We start from the raw sequence: 22,860 nt of genomic DNA, 5'->3' as shown, positions 1-22,860 counted from the left end.
AGTGTCAGTCGACATCAATGTTGAATGTACCGCCGTCTTCGCGAGCAAGCCCGCTCCCACAGCGATTGCATTCATTCAGTGATTAACAAGGAGTTTTCATGCGAATCGGGCTAGTCGGCTACGGCAAGGGTGGGCGGTTCTTTCACGCGCCGCTGATCAGCAGCTTGCCGGGGGCTACGTTCGTCGGCGTGGTGACCCGGTCCGTCGAGCGACGCCAGCAGTTGGCGAGTGATTACCCACACGTCCAGGCTTTTGACACCCTCGCCGAACTGGTGGCGGCGGGCATCGATGCGGTGGTGGTGTCCACGCCTTTGGACGGCCGCCCGGCCGTGGTGATGGAAGCCATTGAACGTGGCGTGGCCGTGGTCAGCGACAAACCGTTTGCCCGCGATGCCGCCGAGGCTGAAGCGATGGTGGTGGCGGCCGAGCGGTGCAATGTGCCGCTCTGTGTGTACCAGAACCGTCGCTGGGATTCGGATTTCCTGACCCTGCGCAAGCTGCTGGCATCCGGCGCCTTGGGCCAGGTCATTCGTTTTGAATCCAGTGTCGAGCGCTATTCGCCAACGTCGGTGGGGAAAGGTAGCGGTGGCGGATTCCTGCGCGATCTCGGCAGCCATCTGGTGGACCAGGCGCTGCAATTGTTCGGGCCAGTGACCAGGGTCTACGCCGAGCTGGACTACCGTCAGCCAGGCCAGGTGTTCGACAACGGCTTCTTCATGTCCTTGACCCATGCCAGCGGCGTGATCTCTCACCTGAGCGGCAATTGCGTGCAAAACGCTCCGCGCCCACGTTTCCGGGTCAACGGCACCCAGGGCTGCTACACCGTCGACGGCTTGGACGGGCAGGAGGCCCAGGCATTGGCCGGGTTGAGCCCGGCGACCGAGGGCGAGCGCTGGGGGGCTGAGGAACATCGGCGCTGGGGCTGGTTCGAACATGGCACCGAGCGCGAGCGAGTGACCTCGGAACGTGGCTGCTGGCTGGCGTTCTACCAACACCTGCAAACCGCGTTCCAGGGCACTAGCCCGCTGCCCGTGGAGGCCCGTGATGCGCTGGCGACCACCCGCATCCTCGACGCTGCCAGGCAGAGTGCCGGGCAGGGCGAAGTGGTGCGGTTGTCCACGCCGGTGGGTCATGGAATAAAAAACGAATAAAATTCTAAAACAGGTTGATATGGAAAATATTTTCCAATAAAGTCGATTCCAGGTTACCGACAATCCTGTTTGTCTTCCGCCAAGCCAGTCTTGAACGGACGACAGACGAAACAAAAACAAGAAACACAGCTAGGTACCGTCGATGAAAACCTTCAGCCGCTCTGCGTTTCACCTGCCACGTCTACTGCGTCTGTCCGCAGTCTTTCCCTTGTTCGAATCCCTGTGTATCCAGCGCAACGGCGCCGTGGTCTGTTGCATGCCCGGCGCGCCCATCGTGCGTTTGCCCCGTTCCTGATCCGCTACGCCTTATCCATAAAACCAACAAAAAAGTGGAGAAAGACCGTTCATGAAGACCAAGACCCGTATCGCCTCGCTGGCCCTGTCGTTGATGCTCACCAGCGGCGCTGCCCTGGCGGACCTGAAGATCGGCGTCAGCATGTCCCAGTTCGATGACACCTGGTTGACCTACCTGCGCGAATCCATGGACAAGAAAGCCAAGTCCCTGCCGGACGGCGTCACCCTGCAGTTCGAGGACGCCCGCAGCGATGTGGTCAAGCAGTTGAGCCAGGTGGAAAGCTTCATCAGCCAGAAGGTCGATGCGCTCATCGTCAACCCGGTGGACACCGCCGCGACCCAGCGCATCACCAAGGCCGCCGTGGCGGCCGGCATCCCGCTGGTGTACGTCAACCGCCGCCCGGACGAACCGAAGTTACCGGAAGGAGTGGTCACCGTGGCCTCCGACGACCTGGAAGCCGGGCGCATGCAGATGCAGTACCTGGCTGAGAAGATGGGTGGCAAGGGCAACATCGTGATCCTGCTGGGTGACCTGGCCAACAACTCCACCACCAACCGCACCAAGGGCGTCAAGGATGTGCTGGCCAAGTACCCGGGCATCAAGATCGAACAGGAACAGACCGGCACCTGGTTGCGCGACAAGGGCATGACCCTGGTCAACGACTGGCTGACCCAGGGACGCGAGTTCCAGGCGGTGGTGGCCAACAACGACGAGATGGCCATCGGCGCCGCCATGGCACTCAAGCAAGTGGGCACTAAGCCGGGCACGGTATTGATTGCCGGGGTCGATGGCACGCCGGACGGTTTGAACGCGATCAAGAAAGGCGAAATGGCGGTCTCGGTGTTCCAGGACGCCAAGGGCCAGGCCGATGGCTCGATCGACACGGCGGTGAAAATGGTCAAGAAGCAGCCGGTCGAGCAGGCCGTCTGGGTGCCGTACCGCCTGATCACGCCGGAAAACGTCGATCAGTTCAAGTGACGTTCAACCCGGTCCCACCACAATAATAAGCAGGCAAGGTTGCAACGCCGACCTTGCCGAGGGAGTACCTGATCATGTTCGCTTCAGCGACTGCTTCGAGCGCCCCGGCCATGACTTTCCAGCCGGATGTATCACTTGATGAGCCGTACCTGCTGGAAGTCGTCAATGTCAGCAAGGGCTTTCCCGGTGTGGTGGCCCTGTCCGATGTTCAATTGCGGGTACGCCCCGGTTCCGTGCTGGCCCTGATGGGCGAGAACGGTGCGGGCAAATCCACCTTGATGAAGATCATCGCCGGCATCTACCAGCCCGACGCCGGTGAGCTGCGCCTGCGCGGCAAGCCTGTGAGGTTCGACACGCCGCTGGCGGCGTTGCAGGCCGGCATCGCGATGATCCATCAGGAACTGAACCTGATGCCCCACATGAGCATCGCCGAAAACATCTGGATCGGCCGCGAGCAGCTCAACGGCCTGCACATGGTCGACCATGGCGAGATGCACCGTTGCACCGCCCGGCTGCTGGAGCGCCTGCGCATCAAGCTCGATCCCGAGGAGCAGGTGGGCAACCTGAGCATCGCCGAGCGGCAGATGGTGGAGATTGCCAAGGCCGTCTCGTATGACTCCGACATCCTGATCATGGACGAGCCGACCTCGGCCATCACCGAGACCGAAGTCGCCCACCTGTTCTCGATCATTGCCGACCTCAAGTCCCAGGGTAAGGGCATTATCTACATCACCCATAAGATGAACGAAGTGTTCGCCATCGCCGATGAAGTGGCGGTGTTTCGCGACGGTGCCTACATCGGCCTGCAACGGGCCGACAGCATGGATGGCGATAGCCTGATTTCGATGATGGTCGGGCGTGAATTGAGCCAGTTGTTCCCGGTGCGGGAGCAACCCATCGGTGAGTTGGTGCTGTCGGTGCGCGACCTGAGCCTGGACGGCATTTTCAAAGGCGTGTCCTTCGACCTGCATGCCGGGGAGATCCTGGGCATCGCCGGGTTGATGGGCTCGGGCCGGACCAACGTGGCCGAGGCGATTTTCGGCGTAACCCCGAGCACTGGCGGCGAGATCCGGCTGGACGGCCAACCCGTGCGCATCAGCGACCCGCACATGGCCATCGAGAAGGGCTTCGCGCTGTTGACCGAGGACCGCAAGCTCAGCGGCCTGTTCCCGTGCCTGTCGGTGCTGGAGAACATGGAGATGGCGGTGCTGCCCCATTACGTCGGCAACGGTTTCATCCAGCAGAAAGCCCTGCGCGCCTTGTGTGAGGACATGTGCAAGAAGCTGCGGGTCAAGACCCCGTCGCTGGAACAGTGCATCGACACCTTGTCCGGCGGCAACCAGCAGAAAGCGCTGCTGGCGCGCTGGCTGATGACCAACCCGCGCATCCTGATTCTCGACGAGCCGACCCGCGGCATCGATGTGGGCGCCAAGGCCGAGATCTATCGGCTGATTTCCTACCTCGCCAGCGAAGGCATGGCGGTGATCATGATTTCCTCGGAACTGCCGGAAGTATTGGGCATGAGCGACCGGGTCATGGTGATGCACGAAGGTGACCTGATGGGCACCCTCGACCGCAGCGAAGCGACCCAGGAACGAGTGATGCAACTGGCTTCGGGGCTGTCCTGATAAATAGGAACTCGCCACTGTAGGAACGGCTGTAGAGCTGCTGTAGGAGCTGCCGAAGGCTGCGATCTTTTGATCTTTTGATCTTTTGATCTTTTGATCTTTTGATCTTTTGATCTTTCGCTTGAGATTCAAGTGTCTGGGGAAAGATCGCAGCCTCGTTGCACTCGACAGCTCCTACCAGCTCCTACCAGCTCCTACGCCCGGCGGGAGCGAACAGATAAAAAAGGTGAATGGCTATGAACGCGATACTGGAAAACAAACCTGCGGCAGCACCGACCAGGTCCCGGCGGCGCCTGCCGACGGAACTGAGCATCTTCCTGGTGCTGATCGGCATCGGCCTGGTGTTCGAAATGTTCGGCTGGATCATGCGTGACCAGAGTTTCCTGATGAACTCCCAGCGCCTGGTGTTGATGATCCTGCAAGTGTCGATCATCGGCCTGCTGGCCATCGGCGTGACCCAGGTGATCATCACCACCGGTATCGACTTGTCGTCCGGCTCGGTGCTGGCGCTGTCGGCCATGATCGCCGCCAGCCTGGCCCAGACCTCGGACTTCGCCCGGGCGGTGTTTCCCTCGCTGACGGATTTGCCGGTGTGGATCCCGGTGGTGGCGGGGCTCGGGGTGGGGCTGCTGGCCGGGGCGATCAACGGTAGCATCATTGCCATTACCGGCATCCCGCCGTTCATTGCCACCCTCGGCATGATGGTCTCGGCCCGTGGCCTGGCGCGCTACTACACCGAAGGCCAGCCGGTGAGCATGTTGTCCGATTCGTACACCGCCATCGGCCATGGCGCCATGCCGGTGATCATCTTCCTGGTGGTGGCGGTGATCTTCCACATCGCCCTGCGCTACACCAAGTACGGCAAGTACACCTACGCCATTGGCGGCAACATGCAGGCGGCGCGGACCTCGGGCATCAACGTCAAGCGCCACCTGGTGATCGTCTACAGCATTGCCGGGTTGCTGGCGGGCTTGGCCGGTGTGGTGGCTTCGGCGCGAGCGGCGACCGGGCAGGCGGGCATGGGCATGTCCTATGAGCTGGACGCGATTGCGGCGGCGGTGATCGGCGGCACCAGCCTGGCGGGCGGGGTGGGGCGCATCACCGGGACCGTGATCGGGGCGCTGATCCTCGGGGTGATGGCCAGCGGCTTTACCTTCGTCGGCGTCGATGCCTATATCCAGGACATCATCAAGGGCTTGATCATCGTGGTGGCGGTGGTCATCGATCAGTACCGCAACAAGCGCAAACTCAAGCGCTGAATCCCCTGAGGTTGCGACAAAGCGCCACGCCTGACCCGCGTGGCGTTGCCATTTGTCTTCTTAATACAGCTATTGCAGCGAATTTCTTGTTATAAACGCACTCCGATGACTGCCAAAAGCCTGTCAGAGAACATTTGAGGGGGTTGTCGGACATTTTCCCTATGTTTTCAGTTGCTGAGGCCTCGACTCGGCCTTAGACTGCCGCCCCTCGTAAATTGAGTGCCGGGTGGCGCTTGGAATAGACGGCGCCTTTCCCGATGAGCGTGGCAGCTGCGCTGCGGGACGCTCCATAATTCGCCTTAATGCACGTTTTTTTATAGAGAAATCAATGACAAAGGAAAAGTTGCTGGCCATGCCGGCGGATGACTACATGAATGCCGAGCAGCTGGCTTTCTTCACCAAGCTGTTGCAGAACATGAAGGTCGAAACCCACGAGCGCATCGAACAGAACCGAATCGCCATTGAGAGCCTGGACACCCCGGCCGACCCGGCGGACGCTGCTTCCGTAGAAGAAGAGCGTACCTGGCTGGTCAACGCCATCGATCGCGATCAGCGCATGCTGCCTCAACTGGAGCAGGCCCTGGACCGTATCAACGACGACAGCTTCGGCTGGTGCGACGACAGCGGCGAGCCGATCGGCCTCAAGCGCCTGCTGATCAGCCCGACCACCAAGTACTGCATCGAAGCCCAGGAACGTCACGAACAGATCGACAAGCACCAGCGTCAGGCCTGATTCGCGTTTTCCGAAAAAAGATCGCGACCTTTTGACGAAGGCCGCGATCTTTTGCTTTCGCCCGTGGCTGTTCGTCTACTTCCGTTGACCTGCTGCAAGAACACGACTAATGGACCATGGATAATGGCTCGGTAGTGGCGTTTAATGCGGTCATAACAACGAGAGTGTGGGTGACGAACATGGCGACAGACGGAACGCTGGCGGGTGCGGTGCCGGCCTCGGAACCTGTGACAAAAGGCGCGGCGCGCTGGCTGACGCCGACCTTGCAGAGCCTCGCCCTGGCCTTGCTGCTGTGCGGCATGGCCCTGGGCGGCTGGTCGCTGTACCTGGGCCTGCCGCTGGTCATGCTCATCGTCTGGTTGCCGCGCCTGCGTTCGCGCGTGGCCGCGGCACCCGTCGCCACGACCGACACATTGGCCGAGCTGACCCGCGACCTGTCCTACACCACCAGCCATAACGCCCTGTCGGCGGCCGGCGTCGCCTATTCGGTCAAGCAACTGGCCGGCAAGGTCCAGTCCCAACTCGATGCGGCGGCGCAGATCGTCAGCAATGCCGAATCGATGATCGCCACCGAACAGGCCACTTCGCAACTCAGCCAGCAGGCCTTGGGCGCTGCCAGCGAGGCCCATCGCAGCAGTGTGGCCGGGCGCAGCGAACTGGTGGAGTCCATCAGCCGCATGCACCAGCTCAGCCAGCGCGCCAATGACAGCCGTGAGTTGATCGAAGCCTTGAGCGTACGCAGCGATGAAATCCAGCGAGTCAGCCTGGTGATCCAATCGATTGCCAGCCAGACCAACCTGCTGGCGCTGAACGCGGCCATCGAGGCGGCCCGGGCCGGTGAGCATGGCCGTGGGTTCGCGGTGGTGGCCGATGAGGTCCGCGGCCTGGCCGGGCGCACCGCCGCGGCGACCGGCGAAGTCGGGGTGATGGTGGCCGACATCCAGCAGCGCACGACCCAGGTGGTGGAGCAGATCCGTCAATTGGCCGCTGACCTGGACAGCGGCGTGCAGCAGGTGGAGCACACCGGCCAGCATCTGGAAAACATTGCCAGGCTTGCAGAAGGGGTCGAGACCCAGGTCAGCGCCATCGCCCAGGGCACCGACACCAACCGCGAACAGCTCGACAGCCTGTTCCACGCCATCGAGCAGATGCGCAGCGACCTGTCCATCAGCGACCAGCAGACCCAGCGCCTGGCCGAGGCGGCGGTGCAGATGGAAGGCCAGGCCGAAACCATCAGCGAACGCCTGGCCGAGGTGGGGCTCGACGATTATCACCAGCGGGTATACGACCTGGCGCGGGAAGGGGCGAGCCAGATCGCCGCGCAGTTCGAGGCGGACATCGACGAGGGCCGTGTCAGCCTGGAGGATCTCTTCGACCGTAATTACCAGCCGATCCCCAATACCCAACCGGCCAAGTTCCAGACCCGTTTCGACCGTTACACCGACCAGGTCCTGCCGGGGATCCAAGAGCCCTTGCTCGCCCGCCACGAGGGGCTGGTGTTTGCGATTGCCTGCACCCAGCAGGGCTACGTGCCGACCCACAACAAGGTGTTCAGCCAGCCACTGACCGGCGATCCCCAGGTGGACACGCTGAATAATCGCACCAAGCGCAAATTCTCCGATCGCACCGGGATCCGCTGCGGCAGCCACCAACAGCCCGTATTGCTCCAGACCTACACCCGCGACACGGGAGAACTGATGCACGATCTCTCCGTGCCGATCATGCTCAAGGGGCGTCATTGGGGAGGCTTGCGGTTGGGTTATAAGCCTGAGAAACCGCGTTAGGCCGAAACGGCATCGATGTGGCAGGACGCCTTTGTGGCGAGGGGATTTATCCCCGTTGGGTTGCGCAGCAACCCCAAGCTGCAACTCCATTCATACTGACACCCCGCACCCTCAGGCTTCAGGGCTGCTGCGCAGCCCAGCGGGGATAAATCCCCTCGCCACAGGGTTCAATGCAGCTTGGTTGATTATTTACCGTCGTGCAGCCGCACATTCAGTTGATCCACCAGCACCGCCTCTTCGCCGTCGGCCAGCAGCCATTCGCGCAGCAGGTCTTTTTGCTGGTCCGACCAGAAGTCGGCCTCCACCAGCTTGATCTCCGGAGCCAATGGGTGTGCGACGATGAAATCGTCGATGGCGTTGCCGTCCGAGGGCAGGCCGAGTTGGTCGAACAGGGTGCTGAGTTCGTGGGAAGGTTGTTCCATGGAGGTCTCCTTTGGGTGGGACGCCGTCATGGCGCCTCGGTGCTTACCTTTATCTGAGGCAAGCGGTCATCAGGAGTTCGATTGGAATCAGGCTTTCAAGGCCCCTTCATCCACGGCGGCCTTCAACGCCCTGGCTGCTTCCCTGGCCGCCTCGGCCGCGAGCTGCGAAGTCTTGAACCAGCGATCCTTTTCCACCTGGTGGCAACTGACGGTGGTCAACGGTGGCTTGGCACGCATCACGATGACGGCCTGGAACTCGCCTTCGACTTCTCTGGCTTCGCCCCGGATAAAAAACTCGCCAATATCAAATTCCGTCACGTCGCGCCTTCTCCTCGAAACCATTATGGGTGCGCGATCCGCCGATTTACGACGGTCTTCGCTGGGCGGGCAGTATGGCAGCAGTTGCCTGTCGGCGGCTGAGTTAAGTCATGGACGGGCACATATGCGTTTCAGGCGCTGTTTTCGAGGCGCCTGGCCAGGTAGCAAGCCTCGTTATGGTCGGTGCGGAATCCTCTTACACGTCCAGTCGATGTTTCTTCAATGTGAAAAAAACACTTGCCGGCCAAGACGACCCGATAACGCGGTTGAATCAACGAAATTGGCAGGCAATCGGCTCCGTCAGGGCTGTTGGCTGGTTCAACGATGCATGGGGCGTGGGTGGTGAAAGTGGCCATTGTGAATTCCTTTTCATGGTTTACCGACGAATTGTCGGGTACTTCGAGTAGTCTCCACGCCTTCGGCTACTCTAGAATCGGCAGCGTCGTGTGGACGGTTGCGCCTATCTAAAGCAATTTTTTTTGGGCTCGATGTCAGAAAAATGCTTTTTTAAGTGAGAAATTTCCCTAAAGTTAGTAGTCCCATCTTTTCCGATGCTCAGAGTGGTGTTTTCCTTCAGCCTCTGGCGACCCCCCGGGAAAGACGGCGAGAGCGGCAACCTTTAGTCTGCTCTCGGCCCGGGACAGGGGCGCGCCGTTCATTTCGAATTTCAGTGACAGGTCCATTACGACACTACAGTCGGTACGGGTTCTCGTGGTCCGTCCTTTGCGCAGGGCGGGTCTTTTTCAAAAATGGGGATGTTTCCTTGGCAGTAAGTAATCTCGACATGCATGCGTTGTTTGTACTTGGTGACCTGCGGGCAAAACTGGTCAAACAATTCCAGTCACGTTTCGTCTACATCACCGAGCAGACCGCCGAAGGTATTTATGTCGCCGAAATCGACACCGAGTCGGCCCTGGTGGTCGATGACAAGCCCAGGCTTGAACTCAAGGTGGGGGATCATTTTCGTGCGGCGGTATTGCCCAGTCGCGAAGGTGGCAAGTTTGAAATCCGCTTTCGCGAAATCAAGCTGACGGTCTATGGCCTGGGCGATTACGCCTTCGTCACGACCCCCGGTGGTCATGCCATCCTGTTCAAGGAAGGCCACAGTGTGGTGACCGTGTTTGCGGCCAACGAACAGTTGCAGGAAGGCTTGACCAAGACCTTGAAGGCGGTGACCGCCAAGGCCGCCAAGTGGCGCAAGGGCGAGCTGGTGACTTTCAAGGCCAGCGAGTGACCGTTTCGCAGCCTGTGCGCCCACACCACTGACAGTTTCGCAAGAACTCGCTGGAACCTCGGCTACAGTCAATTGACTGAACTATTCAGGGGCTTGCGTTCGGTTACGCAGGGCCGTTCAGCTATTGCGGTATCTGGCATGAGGTGCAAAGCATGAAACGAGTTCGACAGTGGCTGGCTGCCTGGGCCACCTTCGCTGTGTTGGTTTCACCCCTTCCGGTGTCGGCCGCCACCGCGCCGATCCACTTTGCCGACTTGAATTGGGAAAGTGGCAGCCTGATCACCGATATCCTGCGAGTCATCGTGGAAAAGGGCTATGGATTGCAGACCGATACATTGCCCGGCACCACCATTACCCTGGAAACCGCCCTGGCCAACAACGACATACAGGTGATCGGCGAAGAATGGGCCGGCCGCAGCCCCGTGTGGGTCAAGGCCGAGGCCGAGGGCAAGGTGGTCGCCTTGGGCGATACGGTCAAAGGCGCGACCGAAGGTTGGTGGGTACCCGAGTACGTCATCAAGGGCGACCCGGCCAAGGGCATCAAGCCCCTGGCGCCGGACCTGCGCAGCGTCGAAGACCTGGCGCGCTACAAGCACGTGTTCAAGGACCCGGAGAGCCCCGACAAGGGCCGCTTCCTCAACAGCCCCATCGGCTGGACCTCCGAGGTGGTCAACAAACAGAAGCTCAAGGCGTATGGCTTGTCTGACAGCTACGTGAATTTTCGCAGTGGCTCGGGGGCGGCGCTGGATGCGGAAATCAGCTCGACGATCCGTCGGGGCAAGCCGATCCTGTTTTACTACTGGTCGCCCACGCCGCTGCTCGGGCGCTTCAAGCTGGTGCAACTGCAAGAACCGCCGTTCGATGCCGAGGCCTGGAAGACCCTGACCGACGCCGATAACCCCAACCCGAAACCGACCCGCTCCCTGGCCTCGAAACTGTCGATCGGTGTCTCGGTGCCATTCCAGAAGCAGTATCCGGAGATTGCCGTGTTCTTCAGCAAGGTCGACTTGCCCATCGAGCCGTTGAACAAGGCCCTGGCCGACATGAGCGAGAAACGCACGCCACCCCGTGAAGCCGCCGAGGCGTTCCTCAAGGCCCATCCTGAGGTCTGGCAAGCCTGGTTGCCCAAGGAGGTCGCCGACAAGGTGTCCGCCGGCCTGTAGGGGGACGCACCAGCGGGTTGAACGCTTGATCCTGGGCAATGAATCATTCACTGGAAACTGGCAACCTGCGCCCGTCCAGCGAAATGCCAAATTCGAGCTAGGATGATTGTTCAACCTTTTTCAGGAGGCTGGCGAATGACGCTTTTATTGGCTCGGTCGCTGGTCGCAGTGTTTGCGACCATCAGCTTGATTCATTTGTATTGGGCCCTGGGTGGGCGATGGGCGGCCCTGGCGGTGGTGCCCCAGGTGCCGGTAAGGCAGGGGGAGGCGCTGCGACCGGCGTTCGATCCCTCGGGCTGGCTGACGTTGCTGGTCGCCCTGGCACTGCTGATGATTGCGCTGCTGGTGTGCCTGCGGGTCGGCCTGCTGGCCCAGCCGGTCACTCATCGGGCGTTGCAGTGGCTGATCAGCGCGATCGCCTTGCTGATGTTCGCCCGGGCCATTGGCGAGTCGAACCTGGTGGGCTTCTTCAAGGAGGTCAAGGGCTCGACGTTCGCCAGGCTCGACACCTGGGTCTATTCGCCGTTGTGCGTGGTGCTTGGGGCCGGGTTGTTGACGGTGGCGTGGGCCTGAACGGCAGTGCGGTGCAAATGGGTTTGAGTGATGCGGTGGTTTGTGGCGAGGGGATTTATCCCCGCTGGGCTGCGAAGCGGCCCCAAATTTTTGTCTTCGAATCGAGAGTCTGGCGAGCGCTGCGCACTCGAGCGGGGCTAAATCCCCTCGCCACAACTATGTCCGGCTCAGGGGCTCGGTTTACCTCACTGATTAGCGACCGTCCTCTGTCCTGCGACTGCTCACTTCCGCCGGCACATCATCCCCGGCCATGCGTTTGCGAAACAACGCCGCCCGAGCCAAGAGCAGGGTGGTCACCGGTACGGTGATCGACAGCAGGATCGGGATCAGCCAGGCGTGCAACACCGGCCCGGACTTGAGCGCCGAAAAATACACGATCGAGGCCAGCGCCACGCACCAGGCGCCCAGCGTGGAGGCCAGGGCCGGTGGGTGCATGCGCTGGAAAAAATCCTTCAAACGCACCAGGCCGATCGCCCCGCCCAGGGCGAAGAGGCTGCTGAGGACCAGCAGGATCGCCACCGGGATTTCGACCCACATCGACAGTTCGCCGGTCATTCGATCACCTCGCCACGCAGCAGGAACTTGGCCAGGGCGAACGAGCCGACAAAGCCGAACAGGGCGATCAGCAGCGCCGCCTCGAAATAGGTGTCACTGGCATAGCGGATGCCCAGCACCAGCATCATCAGCATCGCCACGATGTACAGGTAGTCCAGGGCCAGTACCCGATCCTGTGCCGAAGGGCCCTTGAACAGCCGCCACAGGGTCGACACCATCGCCAGGGAGAACAGGAACAGGCTCAACAGGATCGCATTGGACAGCAACGGGCTCATTCGAAAATCTCCATCAACGGGCGCTCGTAGGTGGCCTTGAAATGTGCGACGAATGACGCTTCGTCGGCCAGGTCGAACACGTGCATCAACAGGATGCTGCGATCCAGGGCCAGTTCCGACCAGACGGTTCCGGGAATCACCGTGGTGATCATCGACAGTGCGGCCAGGCCGTTGGCATCGCGCAGGTCCAGCGGCACCTTGATGAACCGCGAGCGAGGTGGCCGGCGCCCGGCGTTCAGCACACCCCAGGCCACCGCCAGGTTGGACACCAGCACGTCGCGGCCCACCAGCAGGAACAAACGCAACACCACCCACGGCCGGCGGATACGGATGGGCCGCGGTCGCAGCGGACGCATCATCAACGGGGCGAGGAACCCCAGTGCAGCGCCCAGCAGCAGATGGCCGGCGCTGAGGGACACGTTCAACACCAGCCACAACAAGCACAGCGCCAGGGACAACCACGGGGCGGGAAACAGGCGCTTCATGGCTGCACCTCCCGCAACGCGGCACGGGTTTCGGGGTTGGGCACGGCGCGGGTGGCAAGTACCGACATCACGTAATGTTCCGGGTTGTTCAGCGCATCGGCAGCGGATTGGGTATAGCGCAGCAACGGCTCGGCCTTGAAGGTCAGGGCGATGCCCAGGCCCAGCAGCACGACGATCGGCAGGCATTCGAACGGCCGCAGCAACGGCGAGGGTCGCTCTTGCGGCGTCCAGAAGCGCTGGATGCCCAGACGCGAGAAGGCGATCAACGAGGCCAGCCCCGACAGGATCAACAATGCCAACAAGCCCCACGCCTGGTTCGACACCGGCGTCCCGGCACTGGCCACGAGCCCCTGGGGATTGAGCAGGGCACTGAGCAAGCTCAACTTGCCGATGAAGCCCGAGAGCGGCGGCATGCCGATGATCAACAGCGCACAGAAGATAAAGCTCAAGCCAAGGAAGGCCATGGTCCAGGGAATCACCTGCCCGACCACCGCTTTTTGCTCGTCATCGAGGTTGATGCCCTTGGGCGGCTGCAAGGATTCCAGCGGTCGCGGCAAGGTGTCGAAGTCGTCGTCCAGGGACAGTTCATTGGCCGAGCGCGAACGTTCGATCAGTTCGGCCAGCAAGAACAGCGCACAGAGCGCCAGGGTCGAACTCACCAGATAGAACAGCGCCGCACCCACCAGGTTCGGTTGGGCGAAGCCGATGGCCGACAACAGGATCCCGGCCGAGACCAGGATGCTCAGGCTCGCCATGCGCTCCAGGCGTTGGGCGGCGAGAATGGCAATGGCGGCGCAGACGATGGTTGCCATGCCGCCGTAGACCAGCCAGTCGGCGCCGAAATACGCCGAGGCGCCGGCCTGGCCGGAGAACAGCAGCGTCCACAGGCGCAGGATGGTATAGACGCCCACCTTGGTCATGATCGCAAACAGCGCCGCCACCGGTGCGCTGGCGGCGCTGTAGGCCGGCACCAGCCAGAAGTTCAGCGGCCACATTCCGGCCTTGGCCAGGAACGCCACCGCGAGAATGCCTGCCCCGGCGTGCAGCAGGCCGCGGTCGGCCTCCGGCACCAGCGGGATTTTCAGGGCCAGGTCGGCCATGTTCAACGTGCCGGTGACGCCATAGATCAGCGCCGCGCCGATCAGGAACAACGATGAGGCCAGCAGATTGATGGAGATGTAATGCAGGCCCGCCGACACTCGCGCCCGGCCCGAGCCGTGCAGCATCAGGCCGTAGGAAGCCGCCAGCAGCACTTCGAAGAACACGAACAGGTTGAACAGGTCCGCCGTCAGGAAGGCGCCGTAGAGGCCCATCAACTGGATCTGGAACAGCGCATGGAAACTGGCACCGGCACGGTCCCAGCGGGCCGTGGCGAAGAGCAGGGCGCTGACGCCGATGATGCCGGTCAGTACCAGCATCAGCGCCGACAGGCGATCGACCACCAGGACGATGCCGAACGGCGCCTGCCAATTGCCGGGCAGGTACACGCCAATGGAGGCGGGCAAGGCCTGGTCCTGGGTCCAGTAGAGCAACAGCACGGCGATGCCCAGGCCCAGCAGGCTGGAAAACAGGTTGATCCGGGCCTTGAGCGGGCGGTGCTTCTCGCCCAGCATCAGCATCACCGCGGCGGTCAGCAGCGGCAGCAGGATGGGGGCGGCGATCAGATGGGGCGTCACGATCATTCCTTGGGCTCCCGGCCGTCCACATGGTCGGTACCGGTCAGGCCCCGGGACGCCAGCAGTACCACCAGGAACAGGGCGGTCATGGCGAAGCTGATCACGATGGCGGTCAGCACCAGGGCCTGGGGCAATGGGTCGGTGTAGTGCAGCAAGTCCTGGGGCACGCCGTCCTTGATGATCGGTTCCTTGCCGATGAACAGGCTGCCCATGCTGAAGATGAACAGGTTGACGCCATAGGACAGCAGGCACAGGCCCATGACCACCTGGAAGGTCCGTGGCCGCAGCACCAGCCAGACGCCGGAGGCGGCCAGTACGCCGATTGCGATTGCGATGACTTCTTCCATCAGACGGTGGCTCCTGTGACGGGGGCGATGGGTTTGGCTTGCAGGCCCGGCTTATGGGCCCGCACCGACTGGTGAGCCAGGGCGGTGAGGATCAACAGGGTGGAACCGACCACCACGGCGTACACGCCAATGTCGAAGAACAGCGCGCTGGCCAGGTGAATGTCACCCAGCAACGGCAATTCGAAATGCCAGGTGTGGGTGGTCAGGAACGGATAACCCACGGCCATCGCCCCCAGGCCGGTGGCGGTGGCGAACAACAGCCCGGTGCCCATCCAGCGCAGCGGGCGCAGGCTCATTTGCGCCTCGACCCACTGGGTGCCGGCGACCATGTATTGCAGGATGAACGCCACCGACATCACCAGCCCGGCCACGAAGCCGCCACCGGGTTGGTTGTGGCCGCGCATGAACAGGTAGAACGACACCACCAGGGCGATTGGCAGCAGCAGGCGCACCAGCACCGATGGCACCATCATGAAACCCAAGGCGGTGTCGCTGGCATGGCGCGGGTTGACCAGGTCGGTGACCACGTCCGGTGCCAGCAGGCGCTGCTGCGCCGGCAGTTGCATGCTTTCCTTCGGCGGGCGGAAACGCCGCAACAGGGCGAACACCGTCAGGGCCACCGCCACCAGCACGGTGATTTCCCCCAGGGTGTCGAAGCCACGGAAATCCACCAGCATCACGTTCACCACGTTGCTGCCGCCGCCTTCGGGCAGGGCACGGCTCAAGTAGAACGAAGAAATGTCGTTGGGCGTCTGCCGCGTCAGCATGGCGTAGGACAGCAACGCCATGCCGCCGCCCACCGCGATGGACAGCAGCAAGTCCCGCAGGCGCCGGATGCGCGCGCGCCGCTCACTGTTGGGCAGTGGCGAGACGTCCTCGATCCGCCGTGGCAGCCAGCGCAGGCCCAGCAGGATCAGCACCGTGGTCACCACTTCCACCACCAGTTGTGTCAAGGCCAGGTCGGGGGCGGAGAACCAGACGAAGGTCACGCAGGTCATCAAGCCGCAAACGCTGACCATGGTCAGGGCCGCGAGGCGGTGATACTTGGCCTGCCAGGCCGCTCCCAGGGCACAGATGATTGCCAGCAGCCACAGGGTGACGAAAACGATGGACCCGGGGATCTTCGGCCGGTCCCCCCAGACCAGCGTGCTGTGCAGCATCGGGATCAACCCGGCGAGCACAGCGGCCAGGACCAGCCAGAACAACTGGGCCTGCAGGCGGCGGGTGCTGATCCGCCGTTCCAGGCGCCGGCCCTGGCGCATCATCAGCACCAGGCACCGCTCGAACAGGCGCTTGCCGCTGAGTCGGCCAATGAACGGCGGGTGCTTGATGTGGCCTTGCCGGAACTGATTGCGCAGCAACAGGTACAGGATGATGCCGCCGGACATCGCCACCAGGCTCATGATCATCGGCGCGTTCAGGCCGTGCCAGATCGCCAGGCTGTACTCGGGCAGCGTGCCGCCCACCACCGGCAACGCGGCGGCCGCGAGCAACGAGCCGACCACCTGGGCCGGAAAAATCCCCACCAACAGGCAGGTGAACACCAGCAACTCCACCGGCGCGCGCATCCAGCGCGGTGGTTCGTGGGGGGTATGGGGCAGGTCGGTGGCGGTGGGGCCGAAGAACACATCCACGGTGAAGCGCAGGGAGTAGGCGACGCTGAACGTCCCGGCGATGGTGGCGATGATCGGCAACGCCAGCTCGACCCAGGCCGTGGCGGAAATGAACACCGTCTCGGCGAAGAACATTTCCTTGGACAGGAAACCATTGAGCAGCGGCACCCCGGCCATGGCCGCGCTGGCGACCATGGCCAGGGTGGCGGTGAACGGAATCAGCCGCACCAGGCCGCTGAGCTTGCGAATGTCCCGGGTGCCGCTTTCGTGGTCGATGATCCCGGCGGCCATGAACAGCGACGCCTTGAAGGTGGCATGGTTGAGGATATGGAACACCGCCGCCACGGCCGCCAGCGGACTGTTCAGGCCCAGCAGCAGGGTGATCAACCCGAGGTGGCTGATGGTGGAGTAGGCCAGCAAACCCTTGAGGTCGTTCTGGAACATGGCGCAGTAGGCGCCCAGCAGCAAGGTACAGGCCCCCGCGCCGCTGACGATGTAGAACCATTCTTCGCTGCCCGACAGCGACGGCCATAACCGCGCCAGCAGGAACACCCCGGCCTTGACCATGGTCGCCGAGTGCAGGTACGCCGACACCGGCGTCGGGGCGGCCATGGCGTGGGGGAGCCAGAAGTGGAAAGGGAATTGCGCGCTTTTGCTCAGGGCACCGATCAGGATCAACGGCAGCAGGATGGGGTAGAGGGCATGGGCACGGATCAGGTCGCCGGCGGCCAGGACCTTGTCCAGCTCATAGCTGCCCACCACATGGCCGAGCAGCATCACCCCCGCCAACAGGCAAAGCCCGCCGGCACCGGTCACCATCAACGCCATATAGGCACCGCGCCGCGCGTCGGAGCGGTGGTGCCAGTAACCGATCAGCAGGAACGAGAACAGGCTGGTCAGCTCCCAGAAAAACACCATCTGGATCAAGTTGCCGGAGATCACCAGCCCGAGCATGGCGCCCATGAACGCCAGGAAGAAGGCGAAGAAGCGCGGCACCGGATCGTCCGGCGACATGTAGTAGCGGGCGTACAGCGACACCAGCGTACCGATGCCTAGCACCAGCAAAGAAAACAGCCAGGCGAAACCGTCCAGGCGCAGCACGAAATCCAGGCCCAGGCTGGGCAACCAGGCATAGTGCTCGCGGATCACGCCGCCGTCGGCGATCTGCGGGTACAGCAAGGCCACCTGAACGGTGCCGGACAGGGCGACGAGGCCGGCCAGCAGTGATTCGGCGTTACGGGCGTTATGCGGCAGCAGCGCCGCGACACAGCTGCCGATGAAGGGCAAAAGCAATAGAACTATCAGTGACATAGGCTTCTATTCGGCGGGAGGTTGTGAGGGATCATACGTGGCGTATTCCCGATCACCAACCGTGAGGGTGTCGCAGAATCCTACAAGGTAGATTGAGTTTTCTGACTTTGCGCTCTAAATATCATCCGCGGCGAGGGCGCTTGCTCCCGCCGGGCTTGTGTAGGAGCTGCCGAAGGCTGCGATCTTTTGATCTTTCGCTTGGGATTCAAGTGTCTGGGGAAAGATCGCAGCCTCGTTGCACTCGTCAGCTCCTACACAGGTTCAAACGCCCCGGCCTCACTGTTCGTGCTCAAGCACCTCATCCACCTCGACGACATCTTTGTTGCGGGTCTTCAGCTCACTGACAATCACCGCCGCCACGATCAGCGCCGCGCCGAACAAGGCAATCGCCGGCAACCGCTCACCGGCCAGGCGCCCGGCGATGCCGGCCCACACCGGTTCGCCGGCATAGATCAGCGTGGCGCGGGTCGGCGAGACGCTTTTCTGCGCCCAGTTCATCGCCACCTGGATCGCGGCGCTGGCGGCGCCCAGGCCCACGGCACTGACCAGCAGCAACATGGAAAAATCCGGGATCGCTTCCTGGGTCGGCACCACCATCAGGAACGCCAGCACCGCCGTGCTCGCCAGTTGCACCACGGTCACCCGGCGCACGTCGACCTGGCCGGCATAGGCGCTGATCAGGATGATCTCGGCGGCAATCGCGATGGCGCTGATCAACGTGGCGATTTCACCGGGGCTGAAATTCAATGAAGCGCCCGCTGGCCCCGACACCAGCATCAAGCCGGTGAACGCCAGCATGATCCCGATGCTGGGCATCAGCCCTGGGCGACGGCCCAGCACCAGCCATTGCAGCAAGGGCACGAAGGGCACGTAAAGCGCAGTGATGAACGCCGACTGGCTGCTGAGAATGGTTTGCAGGCCGACGGTCTGCAAACCGTAGCCGAGCATGATCGCCACGCCGATGAAGCACCCGGCCTTGAGTTCGAACAGCGTCAGGTCGCGCAGGTGCCGCCAGGAAAACAGTGCGACGAACGCGGCGGCGGCCGCGAAGCGCAGGCCGACGAAAAACATCGGCCCGCTGACCGTCATGGCGTGCTGTACCAGCAAGAACGTTCCACCCCAGATCATGGTGATCAGCACCAGCACGCATTCGGCCTTGCTGAACCGGGAGAAACGGGGGGAAGCTTGAGGAGAGTTCACCGATGCCATGACCTTGCGCGCCACTTGAGGGGGACGCACAATGCGCCCGAAGGTGGGCAGTATAATGCGCAACCCAGTCATGTGAGCAATATAGTGCACAAAGCATCCGGCCAGCGGGCCTCCGTCCTGCAACACGTCAGCCAGAACGTCCGTCGTCTGCGCCATGCCGCCGAGCTCAGCCAGACGGCGCTGGCGGAATTGTCCGGGGTCAGCCGGCGCATGCTGGTGGCCATCGAGGCTGGCGAAAAGAACGTCAGCCTGACGACGCTTGATCGGGTCGCCGAAGCCCTGGACGTGGCCTTCAGCGACTTGATCCAGGCCCCCGAGGCGCGAGATCCGAGCCGCATCAATGAACTGGCCTGGGCCGGCACCATCCCCGGCAGCAAGGCCGTATTGCTGGCCAAGGCCACCGCCAGCCGTGAAGTCGAGCTTTGGGAATGGCGCCTGGAGCCCGGCGAGCATTACCCTTCAGAGCCTGACGCCGACGGTTGGAGCGAGCAGCTCTATGTCTTCGAGGGTTGCCTGACCCTGCTGTTGGGCAGCGAGGAGCGCCGCATTGGCGCCGGTGAGTTTTTCATGTTCGCCAGCAACCAGCCCCATGCCTATCGCAACGATGGCCTGGTGGCGGCAAGATTCGTACGCAACGTGGTGATTTGATTCCTGGGGAGAGCGGTATGGACACAGCGTTGGATCGACCGGTGAGCGACTTCACTCGCCAAGCCGATATCCTGATCATCGGCGGCGGCCTGAGCGGCACCATGCTGGCGGCGCAATTACTGCGCCTGCCGGGCCGGCGCAAGGTGCTGATCGTCGAACCGCGCAGCGAACTGGGCCGGGGCGAGGCCTACAGTGCCGTGGAACTGGGGCACACCTTGAACGGCAATGCGGCGCGCATGAGCGTCGATCCGGACAACGCCGACGACCTGACCCAATGGCTTACCGCATTCATCGAAGCCGGCGGCTGGCCCGAGTCGGATCAGCAGTACGTGCCGATCAGCGAGTTGTTCCCACCCCGGGGAATCTTTGGTTTGTATGTGCAGCAACGCCTGGCCGAGGCCCGCGAGCTGGGTGCACGAAGCGGTTCGACCGCCGAGCATGTGCGCGGGGAGGCTGTGGATCTGCGGCTTGCCGACGATGCCGTGATGGTTACGCTTGCCGACGGCCAAGTCTTGCGAGGCGGTTTCGCGGTGCTGGCCACCGGCATGTTCCCGGCGGCGCGCACCCCGCAAACCGAATCCAGCGGCTTGAATGCCGCGGCCCTGGATCCCTGGGATGTGGCCGCGATGCGCCAGCTCGATCCCCAGGCCACGGTGCTGATCATCGGCTCGGGACTGACCATGGTCGACGCCGTGGTGTCCCTGGAGCAGGCCGGGCACCGTGGCCCCATCGAAGTGTTTTCCCGCCATGGGCTGTTGCCACACGTGCGCCGCCAGCCGCCGGCCTGGGTGGATTTCCTCGCCGAAGATCACAGCCTGCGTTCGCCACGCCAGTTGATGCGCGCCCTGCGTGAGCAATGCCGCCAGGCCATGGCCCAGGGCATCGATTGGCAAGCGCCGCTGGACACCGTGCGTGCGCATATCGGGCGCTTGTGGAACCAGGCCAGCGATGTGCAGCGCCGGCAGTTCGTGCGGCATGTGCGGCCATGGTGGGAGAGTCATCACCATCGTTCGCCGCCGTTGAGTGCGGAGCTGGTGGCGCGTCTGCACGGGGAAGGGCGGTTGCGGATCCAGGCGGCGTCGTTCAAGGGGCTGGCGTCGGCTCCCGAGGGGACAGTGGGTATTCGTATCCGCCGACGGGGCGAGGCCGGGCTGACGGTGGTGGAGGGCGCAGCGTTGATCAACTCCAGTGGTATCGAGTACGACTGGCGCCGCGTTGCGCGGCCGTTGCCGCAACAGCTGCTGGCCCGGGGGCTGGTCCAGCCGGGGCCGCTGGCCCTGGGCATCGCCGCCCGTGCCGATGGTGCGGTGCTGAATGCCGAAGGCAAACCCGCCGAGCGCCTGTTCGCCATGGGCCCGCCGCTGCGGGGGATGTGGTGGGAAAGTACTGCCGTGACTGATGTGGCGAGTCAGGCCAAGGCGTTGGCGGGGCGGTTGGTTGAGCTGGATACCCAGGCTTCAGGCTAAACGCGGTCCCTTGTGGTGAGGGGATTTATCCCCGCTGGGCCGCGTAGCGGCCCCCAAATTTAGCCTGACATACCGAGGAGGCAGTTTTAGGGGCGCTTTGCACCCCAACGGGGATAAATCCCCTCGCCACAGGGGGAGTTCTAAAGTGAGCGGCTATAGCTCGCTGACCTTGATCCAACGCTCCTCCCGCGCCGCGATGCGTATCGCTGCCGCCAGCCGCTCCACTTCCCAGGCCTCGTCGAAGTCCGTGCCGCTGCCGCCTTCGCCAGCGAGGGCCATGATCAGTTCCTGCACCTCCAGCGTCTTCAATTCGTTGTAGCCCAACTGGTGCCCGGCGGCGGGGCTGAATGCTGCATAGCCGGGCAGGTCCGGACCGGCCAGCAGGCGTTGGAAACCCGGCTGGCCGGCGCGACACAGGCGCAGTTCATTGAGCCGTTCCTGATCGAAGGCCAATGTGCCCAGGGTGCCGCTGATCTCGAAACTCAGGTGGTTCTTGTAGCCATGCTTGAGCCAACTGCTGCTCACCGTGCCTCGGGCGCCATTGGCGAAACGCAGCAGCCCGTGGACGTGGTCGTCCACCGCGATGGCCCGTTGTTCGGCATTGCCGGCGCTGGCAGGGCGCTGGCTGTGTACGGTCTGGCTGTCGGCGCACACGGCCTCGACATCGCCCAACAAGTGCCGAGCCATGGCCAGCAAGTGGCTACCCAGGTCGGCCAGTGCGCCACCGGCGTGGGTCGCTTCGCAACGCCATGACCACGGCGAAGCGGGATCGGCCATGAAGTCTTCGCTGAACTCACCCTGGAAGCTGATGATCTGTCCCAGTTCGCCGCGCTGGATCATGTCCCGCGCCAGTTGGATGATCGGGTTGTGCTGGTAGTTGTAGCCGACCCGCGTCACCACCCCCGCGGCCTTGGCCGCCTGGCGCATCTGCTCGGCCTGCTCCAGGGACACCGCCAGGGGCTTTTCACAATAGACCGGCTTGCCCGCCGCCAATGCCGCCATGGCCATCGGGAAGTGCAGGTGGTTGGGGGTGGTGATAGCGATCAGGTGAACCTTCGGGTCGTCGATCAGCCGTTGCCAGTCACTGTGGGCCGTCTCGACCCCCCAGCTCTGGGCGCACTGCCGGGCACGCTGTGGATCGGCGTCGGCCAGGGCCGCGAGTGTCAGGTTCAGGGGGAGGTCGAACACTGCCTTGGCATTGTGGAACGCCAAGGCATGGGCACGGCCCATGAAGCCGGTGCCAATCAGACCGATGCCGAGTTCACGCATGAGAAAGAGCCCTTTGAATTGTTATTTTCAGAAGGCTCTTTATGGAATAAATATTCTCAAATTGCAAATGTTGGAATAAATATTCATTTGTGCGATCACAGAGGATCCCTTGTGGGAGATTCTATGGTGCAGGGCTACCCCCTAAATGCCTTTCGGTAAATATTCGCTCTGGTTCTTCAGCAGGGCGAATACCACTCGGGCAAGCTTGCGGGCCAGTGCCACTAATGCTTCGGTTGTGCTGAGTCCCCGGGCCCTTAGTGCCTCATAAAAACCCTTCCATGCCGCTGTGCGCCTCGCCGACATCGCGGCGTTATGCATCAATCGACGGGCCTCTGGGTCACCTCGCTTAGACAGGCAGCGGCGTCCCTTCTTTTTCCCTGAGTCCGATATACGCAGGTCTAGGCCCAGAAAAGCGATGAAGGCATCGGCATTTCTGAAATCCCCACGCTGAAACGACGTGAGCAAACG

General features: G+C 62.6%; 24 protein-coding genes. 12 read left to right on the top strand and 12 right to left on the bottom strand.

Translation table 11 applies throughout. The annotated features are described in order from the left end of the window. The first annotated feature begins 98 nt into the window (after positions 1–98). The 7 genes from BLP82_RS19535 (at position 99) to BLP82_RS19510 (ending at position 7,828) form a co-directional block, all read left to right on the top strand. Positions 99–1,151, top strand: a complete 1,053-nt coding sequence (locus BLP82_RS19535; RefSeq protein WP_092171810.1) for a Gfo/Idh/MocA family protein — start codon at positions 99–101, stop codon at positions 1,149–1,151. Positions 1,152–1,293: 142 nt separating this feature from the next. After that, positions 1,294–1,446 carry a hypothetical protein gene (locus BLP82_RS31205; protein ID WP_170842345.1) on the top strand — a complete coding sequence of 51 codons (153 nt, stop codon included), beginning with the start codon at positions 1,294–1,296 and terminating at the stop codon, positions 1,444–1,446. Positions 1,447–1,497: 51 nt separating this feature from the next. Further along, positions 1,498–2,424, top strand: coding sequence for a sugar ABC transporter substrate-binding protein (locus BLP82_RS19530; RefSeq protein WP_092171806.1), 927 nt, complete (start codon positions 1,498–1,500; stop codon positions 2,422–2,424). Positions 2,425–2,498: 74 nt separating this feature from the next. Beyond that, complete coding sequence (locus BLP82_RS19525) at positions 2,499–4,052, top strand: sugar ABC transporter ATP-binding protein (protein ID WP_072404897.1); 1,554 nt, start codon at positions 2,499–2,501, stop codon at positions 4,050–4,052. Positions 4,053–4,288: 236 nt separating this feature from the next. Further along, on the top strand, positions 4,289–5,311 hold the full coding sequence (locus BLP82_RS19520; protein ID WP_060741741.1) for an ABC transporter permease: 1,023 nt from the start codon (positions 4,289–4,291) through the stop codon (positions 5,309–5,311). A gap of 328 nt (positions 5,312–5,639) precedes the next feature. Then, entirely contained in the window at positions 5,640–6,044 is a 405-nt protein-coding gene (locus tag BLP82_RS19515) for a TraR/DksA family transcriptional regulator (protein ID WP_003202859.1), read from the top strand. A 179-nt stretch (positions 6,045–6,223) separates the two neighbouring features. Then, positions 6,224–7,828 carry a methyl-accepting chemotaxis protein gene (locus BLP82_RS19510; RefSeq protein WP_092171801.1) on the top strand — a complete coding sequence of 535 codons (1,605 nt, stop codon included), beginning with the start codon at positions 6,224–6,226 and terminating at the stop codon, positions 7,826–7,828. A 185-nt stretch (positions 7,829–8,013) separates the two neighbouring features. Here the strand turns inward: BLP82_RS19510 and BLP82_RS19505 are convergent, their stop codons facing one another. The 3 genes from BLP82_RS19505 to BLP82_RS32095 form a co-directional block, all read right to left on the bottom strand. Continuing rightward, entirely contained in the window at positions 8,014–8,250 is a 237-nt protein-coding gene (locus BLP82_RS19505) for a DUF2789 family protein (RefSeq protein WP_060741743.1), read from the bottom strand. Positions 8,251–8,337: 87 nt separating this feature from the next. Beyond that, positions 8,338–8,568: a hypothetical protein gene (locus BLP82_RS19500; protein WP_060741744.1), complete on the bottom strand. Its 231-nt coding sequence runs from the start codon at positions 8,566–8,568 to the stop codon at positions 8,338–8,340. Between the two features lie 131 nt (positions 8,569–8,699). Continuing rightward, on the bottom strand, positions 8,700–8,924 hold the full coding sequence (locus BLP82_RS32095; protein WP_092171797.1) for a hypothetical protein: 225 nt from the start codon (positions 8,922–8,924) through the stop codon (positions 8,700–8,702). A 428-nt stretch (positions 8,925–9,352) separates the two neighbouring features. Between BLP82_RS32095 and BLP82_RS19490 the strand changes: the two genes are divergently transcribed. The 3 genes from BLP82_RS19490 to BLP82_RS19480 all read left to right on the top strand — a co-directional run bounded on the left by BLP82_RS19490 (position 9,353) and on the right by BLP82_RS19480 (position 11,538). Beyond that, positions 9,353–9,802 (top strand): hypothetical protein, encoded by a 450-nt coding sequence (locus tag BLP82_RS19490; RefSeq protein WP_060741745.1) that lies wholly within the window; start codon positions 9,353–9,355, stop codon positions 9,800–9,802. Positions 9,803–9,954: 152 nt separating this feature from the next. After that, positions 9,955–10,965, top strand: coding sequence for an ABC transporter substrate-binding protein (locus BLP82_RS19485; protein ID WP_092171793.1), 1,011 nt, complete (start codon positions 9,955–9,957; stop codon positions 10,963–10,965). Positions 10,966–11,100: 135 nt separating this feature from the next. Continuing rightward, positions 11,101–11,538 (top strand): DUF3995 domain-containing protein, encoded by a 438-nt coding sequence (locus BLP82_RS19480; RefSeq protein WP_072404887.1) that lies wholly within the window; start codon positions 11,101–11,103, stop codon positions 11,536–11,538. A gap of 192 nt (positions 11,539–11,730) precedes the next feature. Here the strand turns inward: BLP82_RS19480 and BLP82_RS19475 are convergent, their stop codons facing one another. From BLP82_RS19475 to BLP82_RS19445, 7 genes are all read right to left on the bottom strand, one after another. After that, on the bottom strand, positions 11,731–12,093 hold the full coding sequence (locus BLP82_RS19475; RefSeq protein ID WP_092171789.1) for a Na+/H+ antiporter subunit G: 363 nt from the start codon (positions 12,091–12,093) through the stop codon (positions 11,731–11,733). Beyond that, a complete protein-coding gene (locus BLP82_RS19470; protein ID WP_092171784.1) occupies positions 12,090–12,368 on the bottom strand; it encodes a K+/H+ antiporter subunit F in 279 nt (92 codons plus the stop codon). The genes BLP82_RS19475 and BLP82_RS19470 overlap by 4 nt, the downstream gene beginning before the upstream one ends. Beyond that, positions 12,365–12,853, bottom strand: coding sequence for a Na+/H+ antiporter subunit E (locus BLP82_RS19465; RefSeq protein ID WP_092171780.1), 489 nt, complete (start codon positions 12,851–12,853; stop codon positions 12,365–12,367). The genes BLP82_RS19470 and BLP82_RS19465 overlap by 4 nt, the downstream gene beginning before the upstream one ends. Continuing rightward, positions 12,850–14,535: a monovalent cation/H+ antiporter subunit D gene (locus BLP82_RS19460; protein ID WP_092171776.1), complete on the bottom strand. Its 1,686-nt coding sequence runs from the start codon at positions 14,533–14,535 to the stop codon at positions 12,850–12,852. The genes BLP82_RS19465 and BLP82_RS19460 overlap by 4 nt, the downstream gene beginning before the upstream one ends. Then, positions 14,532–14,876, bottom strand: coding sequence for a Na+/H+ antiporter subunit C (locus BLP82_RS19455; RefSeq protein ID WP_003202835.1), 345 nt, complete (start codon positions 14,874–14,876; stop codon positions 14,532–14,534). The genes BLP82_RS19460 and BLP82_RS19455 overlap by 4 nt, the downstream gene beginning before the upstream one ends. Continuing rightward, a complete protein-coding gene (locus BLP82_RS19450; protein ID WP_092171771.1) occupies positions 14,876–17,800 on the bottom strand; it encodes a monovalent cation/H+ antiporter subunit A in 2,925 nt (974 codons plus the stop codon). Before BLP82_RS19450 ends, BLP82_RS19455 begins: the two co-directional genes overlap by 1 nt. Positions 17,801–18,076: 276 nt before the next feature. Further along, positions 18,077–19,081, bottom strand: a complete 1,005-nt coding sequence (locus BLP82_RS19445) for a DMT family transporter (protein ID WP_170842347.1) — start codon at positions 19,079–19,081, stop codon at positions 18,077–18,079. A gap of 12 nt (positions 19,082–19,093) precedes the next feature. On the opposite strand from BLP82_RS19445, the gene BLP82_RS19440 reads away from it, so the two are divergent. Together BLP82_RS19440 and BLP82_RS19435 are read left to right on the top strand one after the other, a co-directional pair. Further along, entirely contained in the window at positions 19,094–19,657 is a 564-nt protein-coding gene (locus BLP82_RS19440) for a helix-turn-helix domain-containing protein (RefSeq protein ID WP_092171761.1), read from the top strand. 17 nt (positions 19,658–19,674) lie between these two features. Further along, a complete protein-coding gene (locus BLP82_RS19435) occupies positions 19,675–21,123 on the top strand; it encodes an FAD/NAD(P)-binding protein (RefSeq protein ID WP_092171758.1) in 1,449 nt (482 codons plus the stop codon). A gap of 153 nt (positions 21,124–21,276) precedes the next feature. Here BLP82_RS19435 and BLP82_RS19430 read toward each other — a convergent pair whose 3' ends face one another. Together BLP82_RS19430 and BLP82_RS19425 are read right to left on the bottom strand one after the other, a co-directional pair. Then, on the bottom strand, positions 21,277–22,392 hold the full coding sequence (locus tag BLP82_RS19430) for a Gfo/Idh/MocA family protein (RefSeq protein ID WP_092171754.1): 1,116 nt from the start codon (positions 22,390–22,392) through the stop codon (positions 21,277–21,279). Positions 22,393–22,533: 141 nt separating this feature from the next. Then, positions 22,534–22,860, bottom strand: a 327-nt coding sequence (locus BLP82_RS19425; protein ID WP_139197884.1) for a transposase, incomplete at its 5' end; no start/stop codon positions are given.

The sequence above is a fragment of the Pseudomonas sp. NFACC37-1 genome (genome assembly GCF_900101575.1).
Classification (GTDB): Bacteria; Pseudomonadota; Gammaproteobacteria; order Pseudomonadales; family Pseudomonadaceae; genus Aquipseudomonas; species Aquipseudomonas fluorescens_AA.
Note: the sequence above shows the minus strand (reverse complement) of the source record. Positions and strands in the feature narration are given on the sequence as shown.

Excerpts from the sequence above, each read along its gene's own strand:
- BLP82_RS19535 (WP_092171810.1), top strand. The coding sequence starts at position 99 with ATGCGAATCGGGCTAGTCGGCTACGGCAAGGGTGGGCGGTTCTTTCAC.
- BLP82_RS31205 (WP_170842345.1), top strand. The coding sequence starts at position 1,294 with ATGAAAACCTTCAGCCGCTCTGCGTTTCACCTGCCACGTCTACTGCGT.
- BLP82_RS19530 (WP_092171806.1), top strand. The coding sequence starts at position 1,498 with ATGAAGACCAAGACCCGTATCGCCTCGCTGGCCCTGTCGTTGATGCTC.
- BLP82_RS19525 (WP_072404897.1), top strand. The coding sequence starts at position 2,499 with ATGTTCGCTTCAGCGACTGCTTCGAGCGCCCCGGCCATGACTTTCCAG.
- BLP82_RS19520 (WP_060741741.1), top strand. The coding sequence starts at position 4,289 with ATGAACGCGATACTGGAAAACAAACCTGCGGCAGCACCGACCAGGTCC.
- BLP82_RS19515 (WP_003202859.1), top strand. The coding sequence starts at position 5,640 with ATGACAAAGGAAAAGTTGCTGGCCATGCCGGCGGATGACTACATGAAT.
- BLP82_RS19510 (WP_092171801.1), top strand. The coding sequence starts at position 6,224 with ATGGCGACAGACGGAACGCTGGCGGGTGCGGTGCCGGCCTCGGAACCT.
- BLP82_RS19505 (WP_060741743.1), bottom strand. The coding sequence starts at position 8,250 with ATGGAACAACCTTCCCACGAACTCAGCACCCTGTTCGACCAACTCGGC.
- BLP82_RS32095 (WP_092171797.1), bottom strand. The coding sequence starts at position 8,924 with ATGGCCACTTTCACCACCCACGCCCCATGCATCGTTGAACCAGCCAAC.
- BLP82_RS19490 (WP_060741745.1), top strand. The coding sequence starts at position 9,353 with ATGCATGCGTTGTTTGTACTTGGTGACCTGCGGGCAAAACTGGTCAAA.
- BLP82_RS19485 (WP_092171793.1), top strand. The coding sequence starts at position 9,955 with ATGAAACGAGTTCGACAGTGGCTGGCTGCCTGGGCCACCTTCGCTGTG.
- BLP82_RS19480 (WP_072404887.1), top strand. The coding sequence starts at position 11,101 with ATGACGCTTTTATTGGCTCGGTCGCTGGTCGCAGTGTTTGCGACCATC.
- BLP82_RS19475 (WP_092171789.1), bottom strand. The coding sequence starts at position 12,093 with ATGACCGGCGAACTGTCGATGTGGGTCGAAATCCCGGTGGCGATCCTG.
- BLP82_RS19470 (WP_092171784.1), bottom strand. The coding sequence starts at position 12,368 with ATGAGCCCGTTGCTGTCCAATGCGATCCTGTTGAGCCTGTTCCTGTTC.
- BLP82_RS19465 (WP_092171780.1), bottom strand. The coding sequence starts at position 12,853 with ATGAAGCGCCTGTTTCCCGCCCCGTGGTTGTCCCTGGCGCTGTGCTTG.
- BLP82_RS19460 (WP_092171776.1), bottom strand. The coding sequence starts at position 14,535 with ATGATCGTGACGCCCCATCTGATCGCCGCCCCCATCCTGCTGCCGCTG.
- BLP82_RS19455 (WP_003202835.1), bottom strand. The coding sequence starts at position 14,876 with ATGGAAGAAGTCATCGCAATCGCAATCGGCGTACTGGCCGCCTCCGGC.
- BLP82_RS19450 (WP_092171771.1), bottom strand. The coding sequence starts at position 17,800 with ATGTCACTGATAGTTCTATTGCTTTTGCCCTTCATCGGCAGCTGTGTC.
- BLP82_RS19445 (WP_170842347.1), bottom strand. The coding sequence starts at position 19,081 with ATGACTGGGTTGCGCATTATACTGCCCACCTTCGGGCGCATTGTGCGT.
- BLP82_RS19435 (WP_092171758.1), top strand. The coding sequence starts at position 19,675 with ATGGACACAGCGTTGGATCGACCGGTGAGCGACTTCACTCGCCAAGCC.
- BLP82_RS19430 (WP_092171754.1), bottom strand. The coding sequence starts at position 22,392 with ATGCGTGAACTCGGCATCGGTCTGATTGGCACCGGCTTCATGGGCCGT.